An 18,234-nucleotide genomic window follows, 5' to 3' on the forward strand; every position below is an offset into this window, starting at 1 on the left:
CGGCTCCCCGGCCCCACCCGTCCGCCCCGCCGTGACGCCCCGCGCGCCCGGTCACCGACCAACACACCACCCCACCAACCCCACCCGCACCCCTGCTCCCAACTTCCGGAAATCCGCCGCACCCCGGGAACCCAGCCCCACCCCCGCCCGTCCAACTCCCGAGTTGCCGGACGAGTCTCCGTGGCGCGGTGTCGGCTTCGCTGCTGGCTGCGATCGCTGACCCACCCTCTCCGCCGCGCCACGGCCGGCAGCACGCCGCCATCGGCGCGCCCCCCTCCAACTGCGCCGATGGCGGCCCCTCGTTGGTTACTGTGCATTCCCTTGACTGGCAGAAACTTCCCGGATATTGGTGACCTCTTGGAAGTTTCCTTCAGCGGATCCCCGCGGATCATCTCCGGAAGGAGTGCACGTGCCCGACAGCAGCACGGGAAGCACGGGAAACACCGCTCGTCCGTCCAGACGCACCGTCCTCGCCGCCACGGCGGGCGTCACCACCGCTCTGGCCGCCGGCGGCACCGTCCACGCGGCGGCCGGCGGCCCCGACACCCGCCACGACGCCGCCCTGCGCGCCCTCATCTCCCGGATGACCCTGGAGGAGAAGGTCGGCCAGCTGTTCGTGATGCGGGTCTACGGCCACTCCGCCACCGCACCGGACCAGGCCGACATCGACGCCAACCTCAAGGAGATCGGCGTCCGCACCGCCGCCGAACTGCTCGCCAAGTACCGCGTGGGCGGCATCATCTACTTCGCCTGGGCGCACAACACCCGCGAGCCGCATCAGATCGCGGATCTGTCCAACGGCATCCAGAAGGCGTCCCTGGACCTGCCGCGCGGACTGCCGGTGCTCATCTCGACCGACCAGGAGCACGGGATAGTCGCCCGCGTGGGCGAGCCCGCCACCCTCTTCCCGGGCGCCATGGCGATCGGCGCGGGCGGATCGCGGTCCGATGCGCGCAGTCTCGGGCGGATCGCCGGGCGGGAGTTGCGCGCCCTGGGCATCCGGCAGAACTACTCCCCCGTGGCCGACGTCAACGTCAACCCGGCCAACCCCGTCATCGGCGTACGGTCCTTCGGCTCCGTGCCGGAGGCGGTCGGTTCCCTGGTCGCGGCGGAGGTCAAGGGCTACCAGTCGTCCGGCGTCGCCTCGACGGCCAAGCACTTCCCCGGACACGGCGACACCAAGGACGACAGCCACGCCAAGCTGCCGTACATCCACCACACCCGCGAGCAGTGGGAGCAGCTGGACGCCCCGCCGTTCCGGGCCGCGATCGCCGCGGGCATCGACTCGATCATGACCGCGCACATCGTCGTCCCGGCCCTCGACGCGGCCGAGGACCCGGCCACCCTGTCCCGCCCGATCATGACCGGCATCCTGCGCGAGGAGCTCGGCTACGACGGTGTGGTGGTGACCGACTCCCTCGGCATGGAGGGCGTGCGGACGAAGTACGGCGACGACCGGGTGCCGGTGCTGGCGCTGAAGGCGGGCGTGGACCAGCTGCTCAACCCGCCCTCCCTGGAGGTGGCCTGGAACGCCGTGCTCAAGGCGGTGCAGGACGGCGAGCTGACCGAGGCCCGGCTCGACGAATCGATCCTGCGCATCCTGCGGTTGAAGACCAGGCTCGGGCTGTTCAAGGACCCGTACGTCTCCCACGAGGGCGTGGACCGCACGGTCGGGACCCGCTCCCACCTCGCCTCCGCCGACCGGATGGCCGAGCGGACGACCACACTCCTGGTCAACGAGAACCAGCTCCTCCCCCTGTCCCGGCGGCGGCACGGCAAGCTGCTGGTCGTCGGCGCCGATCCGGCCTCCCCGTCCGGCACGACGGGACCGCCGACCGGTGTGCTCGCGGGCGCGCTGACCGAGCTGGGCTTCACCGCGACGGCCCTGTCCACGGGCACGGCACCCTCGGCGGCGACCATCGCCAAGGCGGTCGCGGCGGCCCGGGACGCCGACGCGGTGATCGTCGGGACGTACAACGTCTCGGCGACCAGCAGCCAGAAGACGCTCGTCGAGCAGCTGCTCGCCACCGGGAGACCGGTCGTGGCGGTGGCGATCCGCAACCCGTACGACGTGGCCCATCTGCCCGGCGTGCCGGCGTACGTGGCGGCGTACTCGTGGACCGACGTCGAACTGCGGGCGGCGGCCCGGGTGATCGCCGGCAAGGTGGACCCGCGCGGGGAGCTGCCGGTGCCGGTGCAGCGGGCCGACGATCCGGCGGCGGTGCTGTTCCCCGTCGGGCACGGGCTGCGGTACCGGTGACACCGGCGCACCTACGCATCCCGGCGTAGCCCGCGTACGCCGCACACCCGGCGCACCACCCCCAAGGTGCGCAAACCACCCCGTATGTCTGGCGTGACCCGCCGCGGCGGGTCACGCTGGGCGGGGGTGTCCGGGGGGATGCTATGCAGGTGAGAAGTCATGTGGGGGCGTTGTGCGCGCTCGTGGCGCTGCTGACGGGCTGCCAGAGCGCGCCGGGCGGCGGTGGCGGGGAGGACGGCCGCCTGGGCGAACGGACGGCCGCGACGGCATCGCCGGCGCCGACCCGGCCGTCCGGGTACGGGGCGGTGTTCCTCGCGGTCGGCGAGTGCAGCTCGTTCGGCCGCACCAGCTTCACCGAGGTGTCCTGCGGCGGTGAACGGGCGGCGGCCCGCGTGATCGCGCGGCACGACGGGACCATGAGGGACGGGCCCCGCTGCCCGGGCACCACCGACTTCGTGCTGCACATCAGCGAGCAGCGCCCCTCCTCCGACGAGGACGGCGACGGGGCGGTGCCGCGCGGCTACGCCTGTATGCGCAACCTCCAGCCGCCGCACCCGGGCGATCCGGGCGGCGGGGGCGGGCCGCGCACCATCGTCGGCGACTGCGTCTACCGCCTGGACGACGGCAAGGTGCGCGAGACCGCCTGCGACGGCAAGGGCGAGCGCAAGCCGGAGTACACAGTGACGAAGGCCGTGGACGCCCGGTCGAAGTGCCCGGCGTCCACGGCCCTGTATGTCCGGCTCGGCGGCACGTCACCGGTGGGCTGCGCCCGGCCGGTGTAGTGCCGCGCGGCTGTTACGGCCGCAGCGTCCGCTCGTGCTCGGCGCCGCGCTTGTCCAGCTTGGCGTCGAACTTCGCGAGCGGCTTCGCCGCCGCCGGGTTCTCCTGGACCGCGCTCGGCGTGACGTCCGCCCAGTCGAGGATGCGGGCCGTGGCGAGCGCCTTCTCCTCGGGGACCAGACCGGCCACGTTGGCACCGTGGTTCATACCGGGGGCGGTCAGGACGTAGGAGTCACGCGCGCCGTGTCCGAGGCGGAACGGCTCGGCGCCCCACGGGTCGTTCTCGCCGTAGACGAACAGCATCTGCCGGGCGTTGTGACGGACCCAGGTGTCGACGTCCCGCATGGCCCACGGCTCGAACTTCATCGGGATGGAGCGGGGCACGAAGTTGCGCGGCGGCTGGTAGCCGTAGCGGATGTACTTCTTCTCGATGTGCGGGAAGTGGATGGTGGGCGCGCCCAGCTGGGTGCCGGCCTGGTAGTAGTACGGCGTGTACTGGCCGAGACCCTGGTCGGTGTAGAAGGAGAAGCCGGAGATCGTGTCGATCGAGGTCCAGATCTCGTCGTCGGTGGCGTTCTTCGCGTCCGCCGGGATGCTGTCGCAGTCCTTCAGGGTGCTGTACTGCCAGAAGCCCCACACGTAGTCGAGGACGACGGCCTCGTAGGCGCGGTCGAGGCTGCCGATGGTGTCGAAGGTGTAGTCGTTCTCGGCGGCGTAGGCCTCGTACTTCTTCTTCAGCGCCTCGCGGCGCACCAGCGCCTCGCGCTGCACGCCGTTGAGGCGGTCGCGGCACTCCTCGGTGCCGACCTTCGCGAAGAAGCGGTCGTAGGCCGAGTCCTCCTTGTTCACCACGTCGTTGGGGGCGACGTAGGCGACCACGCCGTCCATGTCACGCGGGTAGAAGCGCTCGTAGTAGGTGGCGGTCATGCCGCCCTTGGAGCCGCCGGTGGAGATCCAGTTCTCGGAGTAGATCTTCTTCAGCGCCTTGAAGATGCGGTGCTGGTCGCTGGCGGCCTGCCAGATGTCCAGCTTGGACCAGTCGGCCGGCTCGGGCCGGGACGGGGTGAAGAAGCGGTACTCCATGGAGACCTGGTTGCCGTCCACGATCTGGGTCGGCTCGCTGCGGCGGGGCGTGGTGGAGACGTTGTAGCCGCTGGTGTAGAAGACGGTCGGCCGGCTGACGTCCTTGTGCAGCACGGTGATGCGCTGCTGGAACGTGCCCTTGGAGGGGCGGCGGTGGTCGACCGGCTGGGTGTAGTTGAGGACGAAGAAGCGGTAGCCGGTGTACGGCTTCTCCTCGACCAGGCTCATGCCGGGTATGGAGAGCAGTCTGTCCTTGATGTCGGTGGTGCTGCTGTCGGTGGTGCCGGTGGCCTCCGGCTCGGCGGCGGTGGCCGCTCCCGCCGTGCTCATGGTGCCTATGAGCACCGTGAGCGCCAGCAGCCATCTGAGCGCCTTGCGCATGCGCACTCCCCTGTGAGACATATGTGCGCCGGAAGCTAGCGGACCAACTCCCCGCAGCACCAGGGGACATAGGGAAAACCCTATGCGGCACGGGGACTTCAGCAGAGGATCCAGCCCGAGCTGACCGAGCCGGCGCCGACCCTGCCCTTCACCCAGACGCAGCGGCGCCCCGCGTGCACGGTCACCGGGCCCGCGTGGCGCTTGTAGCGGCCCTCGTCGACGACCGGACGGCCGCCGCGCGCCCGGACGCTGACCGACATGAGCCGCTTGGCGCCGGGCTTCCCGGCGAGGGTCACGGCACAGACGTAGCCGCCGCGCTTGTAGACGACGACGGTGCCGGTGGAGAACGGCAGGGTGCGCACCTTGCGTCCGGGGCAGAGCGCGGCGGCGTGCGCCTCGGCGGGAGCGGCGACCGCGAGCAGCCCGGAGGCGGTCAGTACGGCCAGACCGAGCGCGAGTCGCCGGCGTATCGCTCCACTGCCCACAGTCGTCCCTCCCGTACCGCGCCCGGCGCGTCCAACGGCGTACGGGTGTACGGACGCATGACGTAGGCGGAACGGTTGCGCGGCCGTTACGAAAGCACCGCCGCGGTGTCCTCACCGACGAACGTCCGCCACAACTCGGCGTACTTCCCGCCGCGTTGCAGCAGTTCGTCGTGCGTGCCGTCCTCGGCGACGCGGCCGTCGTCCATGACGACGACGCGGTCCGCGCGGGCGGCCGTGGTCAGGCGGTGGGCGACGATCAAGGTGGTGCGCGCGTAAGCGCTCGTTGAGGGGTGGTGGTCGGGCGACGGGTGGGCGGTGCGGCGGTCGGCCAGGCGGTCGGTGGCCTGGTTGACCTGGGCCTCGGTGGCGAGATCCAGGGCGGCCGTCGCCTCGTCGAGGAGCAGGATGTCCGGGTCGACCAGTTCGGCGCGGGCGAGCGCGATCAGCTGGCGCTGGCCCGCGGAGAGGTTGCGGCCGCGCTCGGCGACCTCGTGGAGGTAGCCGCCCTCCAGCGTGGCGATCATCTCGTGCGCGCCGACCGCGCGGGCCGCGGCCTCCACCTCGGCGTCGGTGGCGTCCGGGCGGCCGTAGGCGATGGCGTCGCGGACGGTGCCGGGGAACAGGTACGCCTCCTGCGGGACCACGCCGAGGCGGTGCCGGTACGCGGTGAGGTCGAGGTCCCTGAGGTCCGTGCCGTCGACGGTGACCCGGCCGCCGGTGGGGTCGTAGAACCGGGCGACCAGCTTGACCAGGGTGGACTTGCCGGCGCCGGTCTCGCCGACGAAGGCGACGGTCTGCCCGGCGGGGATGCGCAGGTCGATGGCGCGCAGGGCCGCTTCCTTCTCGTCGGCGCCGCCGTACGTGAAGTGCACGTCCTCGAAGGCGATCTCGCCGCGCAGCGCGGGCACGCCGAGGGGCTTGGCCGCGGGCCCGGTGGACGTCGGTTCGCGCAGCAGCTCCTGGATGCGGCCGAGGGAGACGGACGCCTGCTGGTAGCCGTCGAAGACCTGGGACAGCTGCTGCACGGGGGCGAAGAACAGGTCGATGTACAGCAGGTACGCCACCAGCGCACCGGTCGTCAGCGTCCCGTCGTCGACCCGGGCACCGCCCACGATCAGCACGGCCGCCGCCGCGACCGAGGACAGGAACTGCACGAACGGGAAGTAGACGGAGATCAGCCACTGACCCCGGATGCGGGCGCTGCGGTAGGCCAGGCTGCGCTCCGCGAACCGCTGCCCGCCGTCCCGCTCGCGCCGGAACGCCTGCACGATCCGCAGCCCGGACACCGACTCCTGAAGGTCGGCGTTGACGGCCGAGACCCGCTCGCGGGCCAGTTCGTACGCCTTCACGCTGGCCCGGCGGAAGAAGTAGGTGGCGACGATCAGCAGGGGCAGCGTGGCGAACACGACCAGGGCGAGCTGCACGTCGATCACCAGCAGGGCGACCATGATGCCGAAGAAGGTGACCACCGAGACGAACGCGGTGACCAGGCCGGTCTGCAGGAACGTCGACAGGGCGTCGACGTCGGTGGTCATCCGGGTCATGATCCGGCCGGTCAGCTCGCGCTCGTAGTAGTCGAGGCCGAGCCGCTGGAGCTGGGCGAAGATCTTCAGCCGCAGCGCGTACAGGACGCGTTCGCCGGTGCGTCCGGTCATCCGGGTCTCGCCGATCTGCGCCGCCCACTGCACCACGACCGTGAGCAGGGCGAGCAGGGAGGCGGCCCAGACCGCGCCGAGGGACGCCTGGGTGACGCCGGAGTCGATGCCGTGCCGGATCAGCACCGGCAGCAGCAGGCCCATGCCGGCGTCGACGGCGACGAGGGCGAGGCTGACGAGGAGCGCGAGCCCGAAGCCCTGGAGCAGGCGGCGCAGGCCGTACGACTCCTCCGGCTGGACGGCACGGGTCTCGTCGACGTCGGGGACGTCGGTCGCCGGGGGCAGCGCCTCGACCTGGGCGAGCAGTTCGGGGGTGGCCGGGGAGCCGGACAGAGCGGTGTCCTTCGGCTCGCGGTCGCCCGTCCACAGCCGGGGGGTGACCCCGCGCTCGGCGTCGAACTCGGCGTCCAGCTCCGCGCGGACGGAGGTGTCCTCCTGCTGCGGCTCGGCGGGCGGGGTGTGGCCCGGGGAGACGCCCCCGAGCTCGTCGGGGTCGGTGAGCAGGCGGCGGTACAGGGGTGAGCGGCGCTGGAGTTCCTCGTGGGTGCCGAGGTCGGCGAGCCGGCCGGCGTCGAGGACGGCGATACGGTCGGCGAGGTTGAGGGTGGAGCGGCGGTGGGCGATCAGCAGGGTCGTACGGCCCCGCATGACCTCCTTGAGCGCCTCGTGGATCTCGTGCTCGACGCGGGCGTCCACGGCGGAGGTGGCGTCGTCGAGGACCAGCAGGCGCGGGTCGGTGAGGATCGCGCGGGCGAGCGCGATGCGCTGGCGCTGGCCGCCGGAGAGGGTCAGGCCGTGCTCGCCGACCGTGGTGTCGTAGCCGTCGGGCAGCTCGGCGATGAACCGGTCCGCCTGGGCCGCGCGGGCGGCGGCGACGATCTGCTCCTCGGTGGCGTCCGGGCGGCCGTACGCGATGTTGTTGCGCACGGTGTCGGAGAACAGGAAGGAGTCCTCGGGGACCAGGCCGATCGCGGCGCGCAGCGACTCGGTGGTCAGCTCGCGCACGTCGTGCCCGCCGACGAGGACCGCGCCGCCCGTGACGTCGTAGAAACGCGGCAGGAGCAGGGAGACGGTGGACTTGCCGGAGCCCGAGGCGCCGACGACGGCCAGGGTCTCGCCGGGGCGGATCTCGAAGGACAGGCCGTCCAGGACCGGGTGCTCGGGGTCGTAGCCGAAGGAGACGTCGTCGAACTCGACGGTCGCGGGCGCGTCGGTGGGGAGGTCCTTGGTGCCGTCGGTCAGGGACGGCTCGGTGTCGATCAGCTCCAGGACGCGCTCGGTGCCCGCGCGGGCCTGCTGGCCGACGGTGAGGACCACGGCGAGCATCCGCACCGGGCCGACGAGCTGGGCGAGGTAGGTGGAGAAGGCGACGAAGGTGCCGAGCGTGATGTGCCCGCGCACGGCGAGCCAGCCGCCGAGGGCGAGCATCGCCACCTGGCCGAGCGCGGGGACGGCCTGCAGGGCGGGGGTGTACCGGGAGTTCAGGCGGATGGTGCGCAGCCGCGCCGCGTACAGCCGCCGGCCGACCTCGCGCAGCTTGCCGGTCTCCTGCTCCTCCTGACCGAAGCCCTTGACCACACGGACGCCGCTGACCGCCCCGTCGACCACCCCGGCGACGGCGGCGGCCTGGGCCTGCGCGTACCAGGTGGAGGGGTGCAGCCGGGTGCGGCTGCGCTTGGCGATCCACCACAGGGCGGGGGCGACGGCGAGCGCGACGAGGGTGAGCGGCAGGGACAGCGACGCCATGATCCCCAGCGAGATCAGGAACAGCAGGATGTTGCCGATGGTCATCGGCAGCATGAACAGCAGACCCTGGATCAGCTGGAGGTCGCTGGTCGCCCGCCCGACGACCTGCCCGGTGGACAGCTCGTCCTGGCGGCGGCCGTCGAGCCGGGTGATCGCCCGGTACATCTCGGTCCGCAGGTCGTGCTGGACGTCGAGGGCGAGCCGGCCGCCGTAGTAGCGGCGGATGTAGGTGAGGACGTAGACGAGGAGCGCGGCACCGATCAGGGCGCCGGCCCAGGGCATCATCGCGCGGCTGTGGTCGCCGATGACGTCATCGATGATCACCTTGGTGATCAGCGGCACCAGGGCCATCACGGCCATGCCGCCGAGGGAGGAGCCCAGGGCCAGGACGACGTCCTTGGGATGGCGCCACGCGTATCCGGCCAGTCGCCGTGCCCATCCCCGTTGCGCGTCCACGCGGGTGCCCTCCGTGATCTTCCGGTCTGCCTGATCTACCGGAAGGCACCAACGCGCTCGGGGGCGGATTTCATCCCTCCGCAACAATCGAGGGCGTGCTGCTACAACGTCCCAGCAGGCGCCACCCACCACGTGGGCTGACCGGTCACTTTGGCCACGGTCTCGAAGTCGGTGTCGTAGTGCAGCACCGTGAGCCCGGACAGTTCCGCGGCGGCGGCCACCAGCAGATCGACGGCCCCAGCGCTACGGTGCGCGCCGGACTCCGTGAGATCGCGCTGCACGGCTCGGGCCCGCTGGTAGACGCCGTCGGGCATGGGCACCCAGTTGAAGAGCTCGGCGAAGAGCTGTTCCTTGGCCAGGCGGTCGACGAGGGACCGGGCCGAGTGGAGCAGCTCCAGCTCGGTGACGTCGCACAGCCCCACCACCCCTTCGACCAGGTGATCGGTCCACTGTTCGCGCACGCTCTTGACGGTCAGGATGCGCACCACAGCGGACGTGTCGATGAGGTACTGCACGGGGCTCACCGGCGGTAGTTCTCCTTGCCCAGCAGCGCGTCGAAGTCGCCGCGCTCACCCATCCCGGCGAGTTCCTCCAGCGCCTTCAGCCTGCGACGTCGCTTGGCGACCTCCAGCAACGCCGCGTTGACCGTGTCCTTCTTGGTCTTGGTTCCCAGTATCTCGGCGGCCTCGCTCAGGGCGTCGTCGTCGACCTCCACGTACAGATTCGACATCGGCATATCCTCCCTATGTGGCGTCCATATAAAGCATATGCCTCTCGCGACCGAGGAGCCGGGCAGCGCGAAGCCGTCCGGGACCGATAAGCCTTCCCAGGCCGAGAGCCCCTCCCCCACCAAGAGCCCCTCTCAGGCCGAGAAGCGCCTCAGCGACTGTGCCACGCCCTGCACCACGCGGCTCTGCTCGTCGCCGGCGGTGGCAGGGACGAGTACGAGGTGACCCCCCTCGCCCTCACCCTCCAAGGCCCCGAGCCCGGCAGCACCACGAGCAAGCCGATAGACGTCCCGCTGCCGGTCGAGCCCCTGTACGCGGACGACGGCCGGCTGATCACCTACTGGACCACCGCTTCGGGCCTGGCCCTGGACTTCATCATGTCCAAGTGAATCGGCTTGCTCGCACGGGCATTCCGGCTAATCGGTAGCCTGCGTCGGCATGATGCGCGTGTGGATCCTGCCGGCACTGCTGCTGCTCGGCGGCTCAGCCGTGGCGACGGGGCTGCTCGCCAACGGGAACCCCGGTACAGCCGCGGCACTCCTGGTGGCGTCCCTGGCGCTCGCGGGCGTGCACTCGCCCCTGATCTTCCCGAGGTCGGTCGGCGCGGAGGAGGCACGACGCCGTAGCGCGGTCGACGGCCGACCGGTCGTCTTCTGGCGGCCGGGCTGCACGTACTGCATGCGGCTGCGCCTCCGGCTGGGCCGCCGCGCACGTCAGGCGCACTGGGTCAACATCTGGCGGGACCCAGCGGGAGCTGCGGCGGTGCGGGCGGCCAACGACGGCAACGAGACCGTGCCGACCGTCGTCGTGGCGGGCCAGGCGCACACCAACCCCGATCCCGCCTGGGTCCGCGAACAGCTCCCGCCCGCCCTCACCCCAGATGCGTAGGCGCGAACATCCGCAGGACCGCCGGGAGGACGACCACGGAGGGGCCCGGGGACGTCAGGGCCTTCGCGAGGTCCTGGTCCAAGGTCTCGGGAGTCGTCCGCACGCCCGGTACGCCGAAGGACTCCGCCAGTGCCACATAGTCCGGGCGGGTCAGTTCCGTCGCCGTCGCCTGGCCGAACGCGTCGGTCATGTACTCGCGGAGGATGCCGTAGCCGCCGTCGTCGACGATGAGCCACGTGACGTCCAGGTCGTACTGGCGGGCCGTGGCCAGCTCGGCGATGGAGTACAGGGCGCCGCCGTCGCCCGAGACGGCGAGGACCGGGCGCGTGGGGTCGGCGACCGCGGCGCCGAGGGCGGCCGGGAAGCCGTAGCCGAGGCCGCCCGCGCCCTGGGCGGAGTGCAGCAGGTTGGGGCCCTTGGCGTCGAAGGCGGACCAGGCCCAGTAGGCCAGGATGGTCATGTCCCAGAAGGAGGGCGAGTCGGCGGGCAGGGCACGGCGGACCGACGCCAAGACCTCCTGCTCCAGGGTGAGTTCCTGCGACGCGATGCGATCGGCGACCTGCGCGAGCAGCGTGCGGACCCGCTCGGGTGCGCTCGCGTCCTCGCGCGGCTGAACCGTCTCCAGCAGGGCCTGGAGCGCGAGGCGGGCGTCCGCGTGGATGCCGAGGGCCGGGTGGTTGGACTCCAGCTTGCCGGCGTCGGCCTCGATCTGGACGACCCGGCCGCGGGGCTTGAACGTGTGGTAGTTCGAGGACAGTTCGCCGAGGCCCGAGCCGACCACCAGCAGGACGTCCGCGTCCTCCAGGAAGTCCGTGGTGTGGCGGTCCTCCAGCCAGGACTGCGCAGACAGGGGGTGGTTCCACGGGAACGCGCCCTTGCCGCCGAAGGTCGTGACGACCGGGGCCTGGAGGCGTTCGGCCAGCTGCCTCAGCTTGCCGGAGGCGTCCGCGCGGACCACTCCCCCGCCCGCGATGATCGCCGGGCGGGTGGCGGAGGACAGCAAGTGGGCGGCCACGGCGGTGAGTTCGGGGCGCGGGGGCAGCTCGTCCGGCGTCGCGTCCATCGCCGTCACCACCGGCAGCGTCGTCTCCGCGAGCAGGACGTCCTGCGGGATCTCCACCCACACCGGGCCGTGCGGGGCGGTCAGCGCCGACTTCCAGGCCGCGGCGATCGCCGACGGGATCTGGGACTGCGTACGGACCGTGTGGACGGACTTGACCACGCCCCGGAAGGACGCCGCCTGGTCGGGCAGTTCGTGCAGGTAGCCGTGGCGGCCGCCGCCGAGGCCCGCCGTCGGGATCTGGCTGCTGATCGCCAGCACCGGAGCCGAGGCCGCCGCCGCCTCCTGAAGCGCGGCCAGGGAGGTGAGCGCGCCGGGGCCCGTCGATAGCAGCAGCGGGGCGGCCTCGCCGGTGATCCGGCCGTACGCGTCCGCCGCGAAGCCCGCGTTGTTCTCCACCCGCAGACCGACGTACCTGAGGTCGGAGCGGCGCAGGGCGTCGAACATGCCGAGGGCGTGCTGGCCGGGCAGTCCGAAGACGGTGGTCGCACCGAGCCCGGCCAGGGTCTCCACGACCAGGTCTCCGCCGTTGCGGCCGGGGGGAGGGTTCAGCGCGGCCTCCGTCTGGGCCGGCGTCGGGCGGAGTACCAGGTCGTGGTCGTGCGTCACTTGCTCTCGTTCTCCTTGCGCGCCTCGGCGATCTGGCGGGACATGATCGTGGTCAGCTCGTACGCCGTGTGGGACGCGGCGACCGACGTGATCTCGGCGTGGTCGTAGGCGGGGGCCACCTCGACGACGTCCGCCGAGACCAGGTTGCAGGAGGCGAGTCCGCGCAGGATCTCCAGCAGCTCGCGGGAGGTCATGCCGCCCGCCTCCGGGGTGCCCGTGCCCGGCGCGTGGGCGGGGTCGAGGCAGTCGATGTCGATGGAGATGTACAGGGGGCGGTCGCCGATGCGCTGGCGCAGCTGGTCGGCGACCTCATCGGCACCCCGGCGGTAGACGTCCGCGGAGGTGACGATGCCGAAGCCCATCTTCTCGTCGTCGGTGAGGTCCTGCTTGCCGTAGAGCGGGCCGCGGGTGCCGACGTGGGACAGGGCGGAGGTGTCGAGGATGCCCTCCTCCACCGCCCGGCGGAACGGGGTGCCGTGGGTGTACTCGGCGCCGAAGTAGGTGTCCCAGGTGTCCAGGTGGGCGTCGAAGTGGAGCAGGGCGACGGGGCCGTGCCTCTTCGCCACCGACCGCAGCAGCGGCAGGGCGATGGTGTGGTCGCCGCCGAGGGTCATCAGGCGGGCGCCGGTGCCGAGCAGGTCGTCGGCGGCGGCCTCGACGGTCTCCACGGCCTCGTTGATGTTGAACGGGTTCACGGCGATGTCGCCGCCGTCCGCGACCTGCGCGAGGGCGAACGGGGAGGCGTCCTGCGCCGGGTTGTAGGGGCGCAGCAGCCGGGACGCCTCGCGGATCGCGTTGCCGCCGAAGCGGGCGCCCGGCCGGTACGAGACACCCGAGTCGAACGGTACGCCCACCACGGCGACGTCGGCGGTGCCGACCTCGTCGAGCCGGGGCAGCCGGGCGAACGTCGCGGGGCCGGCGTACCGCGGGATGCGGGAGGAGTCGACGGGGCCGCGGGGTGTCTCGTTGCTGCTCATGAAACTGCCTTCTTTCCTACGCTTCGTCGCGTATGTACTGCTTGCCCACCGACTCTACTGGGCCGCGGGCACGGCTTCGGACACGGATTCGGTTTCGGGGCCGCCGCGCCCGGCGAGCCGTTCACGCCAGACGGCGAGGACGGCCGCGTCGGTCGCCGGGGTGGCCAGGGAGACCACGACGTAGGCGGCGAGGGAGGCGAGGAGGCCGTAGTAGATGGGCTCGTTGGCGAGGATGCCGTAGGCCGCCATCAGGCCGAGCACCGCGAGACCGCCGACGGCGACGGCCGCCAGCGCGCCCTGCGCGGTGCCGCGCTTCCACAGCAGCCCGCCGAGGATCGGCACGAGCAGCCCGCCGACGAGCAGGTTGTACGCGACCGTCAGCGCCTCGACGACGTTGTTGAGCGCGATGGACGTGGCGATCACCGCCACACCCATGATCAGGATGAAGGCACGGTTGCCCTTGACCTCGTCGTGCTCCGCGCCGGACGGCTTGACGATGCCGCGCAGCCGGGACCAGATGTCGTTGTTGGCGACGGTGGCGCAGGCGATGAGCGCGCCGGAGGAGGTCGACATCACCGCGGCCAGGGCGGCGGCGAGGACCAGGCCGCGCACCCCCATCGGCAGTTCGTCCTTGACGATGGTGGCGAAGGCGTCGTCGGGGCTGGCGAGCTTCGGGTACATCACCTTGGCGGCCGTGCCGATCACCGCGCCGGCGACGGCGTAGGCCAGGCAGTAGGTGCCGGCGACGGTGCCGCCCCACTTGGCGGTGGTGTCGCTGCGGGCGGTGAACACGCGCTGCCAGATGTCCTGGCCGATCAGCATGCCGAAGGTGTAGATCAGCACATAGGTGAAGATCGTCTCGCCGCCGATGCCCAGCGGGTCGAAGTACTCGGTGGGCAGCTGGGCCTTCATCTCGCTGAAGCCGCCCGCCTTGACGACGGCGATCGGCAGCAGCAGGAGCAGCACGCCGATCGTCTTGACGACGAACTGCACCATGTCGGTCAGCGTGATGGACCACATGCCGCCGAGCGTGGAGTACGCGACGACGATGGAGCCGCCGAGGACGATGGCGAGGGTGCGGTTGATGTCGAACAGGACGTCGAAGATCGTGGCGTAGGCGATGGTGGAGGTCACCGCCAGCATCAGCGTGTACGCCCACATGACGACACCGGAGATGACGCCCGCCCGGCCGCCGTAGCGCAGGTCGAGCATCTCGGAGACGGTGTAGACCTTCAGGCGGGCGATGCGGGCGGAGAAGAAGATGCTCAGCGCGAGCAGGCCGAGGCCGATGGTGAAGACCATCCAGGCGCCGGACAGGCCGTACTGGTAGCCGAGGCCCACACCGCCGATGGTGGAGGCACCGCCGAGGACGATGGCGGCCATGGTGCCGGAGTACATGGCGGGCCCGAGCCGCCGCCCCGCGACCAGGAACTCGCTCTTGGACTTGGCGCGGCGCATGCCCCACCAGCCCATGGCCAGCATGCCGGCCAGATAGACGACGATGACCAGGTAGTCGACGGCCATACGGGGGCCTCCTTCGCGCACTCTCGGTGGCGTGTCGTGCTGATGGAAGGTGTCCGGTGGCTCGTCGCGGGGACATCCGCCCGTACCCGCGGGCTGCCGGTCTGACCCGACCTTAGGTGGCCGGAAAGCGACTGCGAAGTGTACGTTTCATCCATACGGGCCGAATGGAATGGAGGAAACGTCCACCATGCCGGATCCCACGGTTCCGCCGACACCACCGGTGCCCCTGGAAGCCCTCCTGGCCCGCGAGGACCTCGGCCTGCGCCGCATCGCCGGGCCCACCGACCCCGGCATCGTGATCCACTGGGCGCACACCTCGGAGATGGCGGACCCGTACCCGTACCTCCTGGGCGGCGAGCTGCTGCTGACAGCGGGCGTCCACATCCCCGACGGCGCGGGCACGGGCTACTTCGACGCGTACGTCTCCCGCATCGTCGCGGCAGGCGGCGCGGCGCTCGGTTTCGGCCTGGCCCCGCTGCACGACACGGTCCCGGGCGCGCTGGTGGAGTCCTGCGACCTCCACGGCCTCCCCCTCCTGGAGGTCCCGCCCCGCACCACGTTCTCGGGCGTGGCCCGAGCGGTCTGGCAGCTGATGGCCCGCGCCCGCGTGGCGGAACTCCGCCGCGTGACAGAGGCCCAGCAGAGCCTGGCCACAGCGGCCTCCCGCCCGGACCCGATCCCGTCGGTGCTACGACAACTGGCGACGCGCCTGAACGGCTACGCCGTGCTGTACGGCCCGGAGAGCACGGAACTGGCGTCGGCAGGGCGGGAGCAGAGCCCGGAAGTGAGGGCGGGGTTGGCGAGCCTGGCCGAGGTGGTACGCCCAGCGGTCTGGAGCGACATGGCTGCGGGCGGTCGGGCCGCTGCGGCGATGGGGGTCCCCCCGCTCGAGCGCAGCCGAGAGTGGGGGAGGGTGGGTGATGGGGGTCCCCCCGCTCGAGCGAAGCCGAGAGTGGGGGAGGCACCCGGCGAGCGCGGGCAGGCGACCCCTCCCCCGCCCAGCCCCCACCCAGCGAGCGCCACAGACACCCTCGTCGACACCCACCTCGCCGCCTACGCCCTCGGCGCAGAGAACGGCTTCGTCCTCGCCGTAGCCACCCCCCACCGCGAATCCACCGACCACACCATCGCCTCCGTCGCCGCCGTACTGCTGTCTCTGCTGACGGGAGAGCATCAGAGCGCGACCGGCGCCGCCCGCTCCTCCGCCCTGGTACGAGTCCTCCTGGGAAGCGACCCTCAGGACGTGGCCCCCCTGCTCGGCGGCGACCGTTGGCGCGTCGTCCACGCCGGCCCCACCACACAGACGGCGCCGGACGCCCTGGCCGCATCCGCCCTCGGCGCCGCCCTGGGCTCCGCACTCGTCGACCTCACCGACGACGTCGTACGCGTCCTTGTCCCGGGCGACCGGCAATTGGACGCGCTCCCCGGCTGGACCCTCGGCGTCAGCGCCCCCGCCACCCCCTCCGACTGGCCCGCCGCCGACACCGAGGCCGCCCGCGCCCTGGCCCGCGCCCGTGCCACCCGCGCCCCTCTGGTCCGGCACGGTGACCGCCCCGCCGTCACCGACCTCATCCCCCCGCCCGACGCCGACGCCCACGCCCGCGCGCTCCTCGCACCCCTCGGCGGCAACCCGGCCCTCACGGACACCCTGCGCACCTGGCTCTCGCTGCACGGCAGTTGGGACCGCACCGCCGTCGCCCTGTCCGTGCACCGCAACACCGTGCGGCAGCGCATCGCCCGCTGCGCGACCCTCCTGGACGCCGACCTGGACGACCCGGACGTCCGCATGGAGCTCTGGTTCGCGCTGAAACGGGCCTGAGTATCCGTACGTAGTCGTCTGAGTACGTGACGCACGTCCCAGCGCTCGATACGTCAGGGACGCCCACCGCCCGCTGCCTCACAATGGTGGGCATGCCGATATCCGGGACACCCAGCCGCGCCGAGCTCATCCAGCACCTGATCGCCACCCGCATCGCGGGCGATGTCGCCACACCGCGCGAGAACAACCTCTCCCACTACCGCAAGCTGGCCAACGGCGACCGCCACTTCTGGCTGGGTCTGGAACTCGGCGACCGCTGGAGCGACGAGCAGGACGTGCTCGCGGTGATGGCGGAGCGCGTCGGCGTCAACGACGACCCGGAGTACCGCTACGGCCAGGACACCATCGACCCCGAACTGACCGTGGCCGGTCTGGAGCGCATGGCGGGCCGGCTGCGCAAGGCGGCCGACGGGCAGCAGCGGGTGCTGTTCGCCACCGGCCACCCCGGCGGCCTGCTGGACGTGCACCGCGCCACCGCCGACGCCCTGCGCGCGGCCGGCTGCGAGATCGTGGTGATCCCTGACGGGCTGGCCACGGACGAGGGCTACGTGATGCAGTTCGCGGACGTGGCGATGCTCGAACACGGCGCCACCCTCTGGCACACCCACTCCGGCGAGCCGATGAAGGCCATCCTCACCGCCCTGGAGCGCGAGGGCCGCCCGCTTCCCGACCTGGTCGTCGCCGACCACGGCTGGGCGGGCTACGCGGGACAGCACGGCGTCGACTCGGTCGGCTACGCCGACTGCAACGACCCGGCCCTGTTCATCGCGGAGGCGGAGGGCACCGTCCAGGTGGTGGTCCCCCTCGACGACCACGTCCTCAGCCCCCGCCACTACGACCCGATGACGGCGTACCTGCTGGCGGAGGCGGGGCTGGACCAGTAGGGGCCCAGAGGGGCCGGACCAGGAGGGCGCTAGTCGCGCGGGACGCGGACCACGCCCTCCTGGATGACCGAGATGGCGAGGCGGCCGTCCTGGGTGTAGATCCGCGCCTGACCGAGACCCCGGCCGCCGGAGGCCGACGGGGAGTGCTGGTCGTACAGCAGCCACTCGTCGGCCCGGAACGGCCGGTGGAACCACATCGCGTGGTCCAGCGAGGCGCCCACCACGTCACCGACCGCCCAGCCGCCGCGCCCGTGCGCGAGCAGCACGGAGTCGAGCAGGGTCATGTCGGAGACGTACGTGGCGAGGACGACGTGGAGCAGAGGGTCGTCGGCCAGTTTGCCGTTGGTGCGGAACCACACCTGTGAGTGCGGTTCGCGCGGTTCGCCGAAGCTGCCGAACGGCGGGTCGTCGACGTAGCGCAGGTCGACCGCCGCGCGTGCCTCGATGAACCGTTCGACCGTGTCGGCGGGCAGGTGCGGATAGCCGCGCAGCCGTTCCTCGCCGGTGGGCAGCGTGGCCGGGTCCGGCGCGGGCGGCATCGGCTCCTGGTGGTCCAGTCCCTCCTCGTACGTCTGGAACGACGCCGAGAGATGGAAGATCGGCTTGCCGTGCTGGACCGCGACCACCCGGCGGGTGGTGAAGGAGCGCCCGTCACGGATGCGGTCCACCGAGTACACGATGGGCGCGCCCGGGTCGCCGGGGCGCAGGAAGTACGCGTGCAGGGAGTGCGCGTGCCGGTCCTCGGGGACCGTACGCCCGGCGGCGACGAGCGCCTGCGCCGCCACCTGCCCGCCGAAGACACGCGGGACGACGGCGGACCGGGACCGGCCGCGGAAGATGTTCTCCTCGATCTGCTCGAGGTCGAGCAGATCGAGGAGCTCCTGGAGTGCCTGACTCAT

15 protein-coding genes are annotated in these 18,234 nt (G+C 71.8%); 6 read left to right on the plus strand and 9 right to left on the minus strand.

Translation table 11 applies throughout. The annotated features are described in order from the left end of the window. The first annotated feature begins 409 nt into the window (after positions 1-409). Both AB0412_RS20360 and AB0412_RS20365 read left to right on the plus strand, forming a co-directional pair. Positions 410-2,260, plus strand: a complete 1,851-nt coding sequence (locus AB0412_RS20360; RefSeq protein ID WP_366403981.1) for a glycoside hydrolase family 3 protein — start codon at positions 410-412, stop codon at positions 2,258-2,260. 143 nt (positions 2,261-2,403) lie between these two features. Then, positions 2,404-3,042: a hypothetical protein gene (locus AB0412_RS20365; RefSeq protein ID WP_366403982.1), complete on the plus strand. Its 639-nt coding sequence runs from the start codon at positions 2,404-2,406 to the stop codon at positions 3,040-3,042. Positions 3,043-3,055: 13 nt separating this feature from the next. On the opposite strand, the gene AB0412_RS20370 is transcribed toward AB0412_RS20365, so the two are convergent. The 5 genes from AB0412_RS20370 to AB0412_RS20390 form a co-directional block, all read right to left on the minus strand. Continuing rightward, on the minus strand, positions 3,056-4,504 hold the full coding sequence (locus AB0412_RS20370) for a S28 family serine protease (protein ID WP_366403983.1): 1,449 nt from the start codon (positions 4,502-4,504) through the stop codon (positions 3,056-3,058). Between the two features lie 98 nt (positions 4,505-4,602). Beyond that, positions 4,603-4,989: a hypothetical protein gene (locus AB0412_RS20375; protein WP_366403984.1), complete on the minus strand. Its 387-nt coding sequence runs from the start codon at positions 4,987-4,989 to the stop codon at positions 4,603-4,605. An 86-nt stretch (positions 4,990-5,075) separates the two neighbouring features. Further along, positions 5,076-8,846, minus strand: a complete 3,771-nt coding sequence (locus AB0412_RS20380) for an ABC transporter ATP-binding protein (protein WP_366403985.1) — start codon at positions 8,844-8,846, stop codon at positions 5,076-5,078. Positions 8,847-8,947: 101 nt separating this feature from the next. Beyond that, on the minus strand, positions 8,948-9,370 hold the full coding sequence (locus tag AB0412_RS20385; protein WP_366403986.1) for a PIN domain nuclease: 423 nt from the start codon (positions 9,368-9,370) through the stop codon (positions 8,948-8,950). After that, positions 9,367-9,576: a type II toxin-antitoxin system VapB family antitoxin gene (locus AB0412_RS20390; protein WP_366403987.1), complete on the minus strand. Its 210-nt coding sequence runs from the start codon at positions 9,574-9,576 to the stop codon at positions 9,367-9,369. Before AB0412_RS20390 ends, AB0412_RS20385 begins: the two co-directional genes overlap by 4 nt. Positions 9,577-9,795: 219 nt before the next feature. On the opposite strand from AB0412_RS20390, the gene AB0412_RS20395 reads away from it, so the two are divergent. Both AB0412_RS20395 and AB0412_RS20400 read left to right on the plus strand, forming a co-directional pair. Continuing rightward, complete coding sequence (locus AB0412_RS20395; protein WP_366403988.1) at positions 9,796-9,963, plus strand: hypothetical protein; 168 nt, start codon at positions 9,796-9,798, stop codon at positions 9,961-9,963. A 49-nt stretch (positions 9,964-10,012) separates the two neighbouring features. Further along, positions 10,013-10,462, plus strand: a complete 450-nt coding sequence (locus AB0412_RS20400; protein ID WP_366403989.1) for a glutaredoxin domain-containing protein — start codon at positions 10,013-10,015, stop codon at positions 10,460-10,462. Here AB0412_RS20400 and AB0412_RS20405 read toward each other — a convergent pair. The 3 genes from AB0412_RS20405 to AB0412_RS20415 are packed head-to-tail and all read right to left on the minus strand — an operon-like array spanning position 10,446 to position 14,632. After that, positions 10,446-12,131, minus strand: a complete 1,686-nt coding sequence (locus AB0412_RS20405) for a thiamine pyrophosphate-binding protein (RefSeq protein ID WP_366403990.1) — start codon at positions 12,129-12,131, stop codon at positions 10,446-10,448. The two genes, AB0412_RS20400 and AB0412_RS20405, sit on opposite strands and share 17 nt — an antisense overlap. Then, positions 12,128-13,108: an agmatinase gene (gene speB, locus AB0412_RS20410; protein ID WP_366403991.1), complete on the minus strand. Its 981-nt coding sequence runs from the start codon at positions 13,106-13,108 to the stop codon at positions 12,128-12,130. The genes AB0412_RS20405 and speB overlap by 4 nt, the downstream gene beginning before the upstream one ends. Positions 13,109-13,162: 54 nt before the next feature. After that, the gene (locus tag AB0412_RS20415) at positions 13,163-14,632 is read right to left on the minus strand and encodes a sodium:solute symporter (RefSeq protein WP_366403992.1); all 1,470 of its coding nucleotides are present in this window, start codon (positions 14,630-14,632) and stop codon (positions 13,163-13,165) included. A 187-nt stretch (positions 14,633-14,819) separates the two neighbouring features. Between AB0412_RS20415 and AB0412_RS20420 the strand changes: the two genes are divergently transcribed. Beyond that, entirely contained in the window at positions 14,820-16,451 is a 1,632-nt protein-coding gene (locus tag AB0412_RS20420; protein ID WP_366403993.1) for a helix-turn-helix domain-containing protein, read from the plus strand. Between the two features lie 92 nt (positions 16,452-16,543). Then, positions 16,544-17,335: a phosphatase gene (locus tag AB0412_RS20425; protein WP_366403994.1), complete on the plus strand. Its 792-nt coding sequence runs from the start codon at positions 16,544-16,546 to the stop codon at positions 17,333-17,335. Positions 17,336-17,364: 29 nt separating this feature from the next. On the opposite strand, the gene AB0412_RS20430 is transcribed toward AB0412_RS20425, so the two are convergent. Continuing rightward, on the minus strand, positions 17,365-18,234 hold the full coding sequence (locus AB0412_RS20430; RefSeq protein WP_366403995.1) for an acyl-CoA thioesterase II: 870 nt from the start codon (positions 18,232-18,234) through the stop codon (positions 17,365-17,367).

Origin of the sequence: Streptomyces sp. NPDC052012 (genome assembly GCF_040689265.1) — a bacterium.
In the GTDB taxonomy this organism is placed as follows: domain Bacteria; phylum Actinomycetota; class Actinomycetes; order Streptomycetales; family Streptomycetaceae; genus Streptomyces.

What these genes read in the sequence shown, in the direction of transcription:
- AB0412_RS20365 (WP_366403982.1), top strand. Translation starts at nt 2,404, where the DNA reads ATGCAGGTGAGAAGTCATGTGGGGGCGTTGTGCGCGCTCGTGGCGCTG.
- AB0412_RS20370 (WP_366403983.1), bottom strand. Translation starts at nt 4,504, where the DNA reads ATGCGCAAGGCGCTCAGATGGCTGCTGGCGCTCACGGTGCTCATAGGC.
- AB0412_RS20430 (WP_366403995.1), bottom strand. Translation starts at nt 18,234, where the DNA reads ATGAGTCAGGCACTCCAGGAGCTCCTCGATCTGCTCGACCTCGAGCAG.
- AB0412_RS20415 (WP_366403992.1), bottom strand. Translation starts at nt 14,632, where the DNA reads ATGGCCGTCGACTACCTGGTCATCGTCGTCTATCTGGCCGGCATGCTG.
- AB0412_RS20420 (WP_366403993.1), top strand. Translation starts at nt 14,820, where the DNA reads ATGCCGGATCCCACGGTTCCGCCGACACCACCGGTGCCCCTGGAAGCC.
- AB0412_RS20400 (WP_366403989.1), top strand. Translation starts at nt 10,013, where the DNA reads ATGATGCGCGTGTGGATCCTGCCGGCACTGCTGCTGCTCGGCGGCTCA.
- speB (WP_366403991.1), bottom strand. Translation starts at nt 13,108, where the DNA reads ATGAGCAGCAACGAGACACCCCGCGGCCCCGTCGACTCCTCCCGCATC.
- AB0412_RS20390 (WP_366403987.1), bottom strand. Translation starts at nt 9,576, where the DNA reads ATGTCGAATCTGTACGTGGAGGTCGACGACGACGCCCTGAGCGAGGCC.
- AB0412_RS20425 (WP_366403994.1), top strand. Translation starts at nt 16,544, where the DNA reads ATGCCGATATCCGGGACACCCAGCCGCGCCGAGCTCATCCAGCACCTG.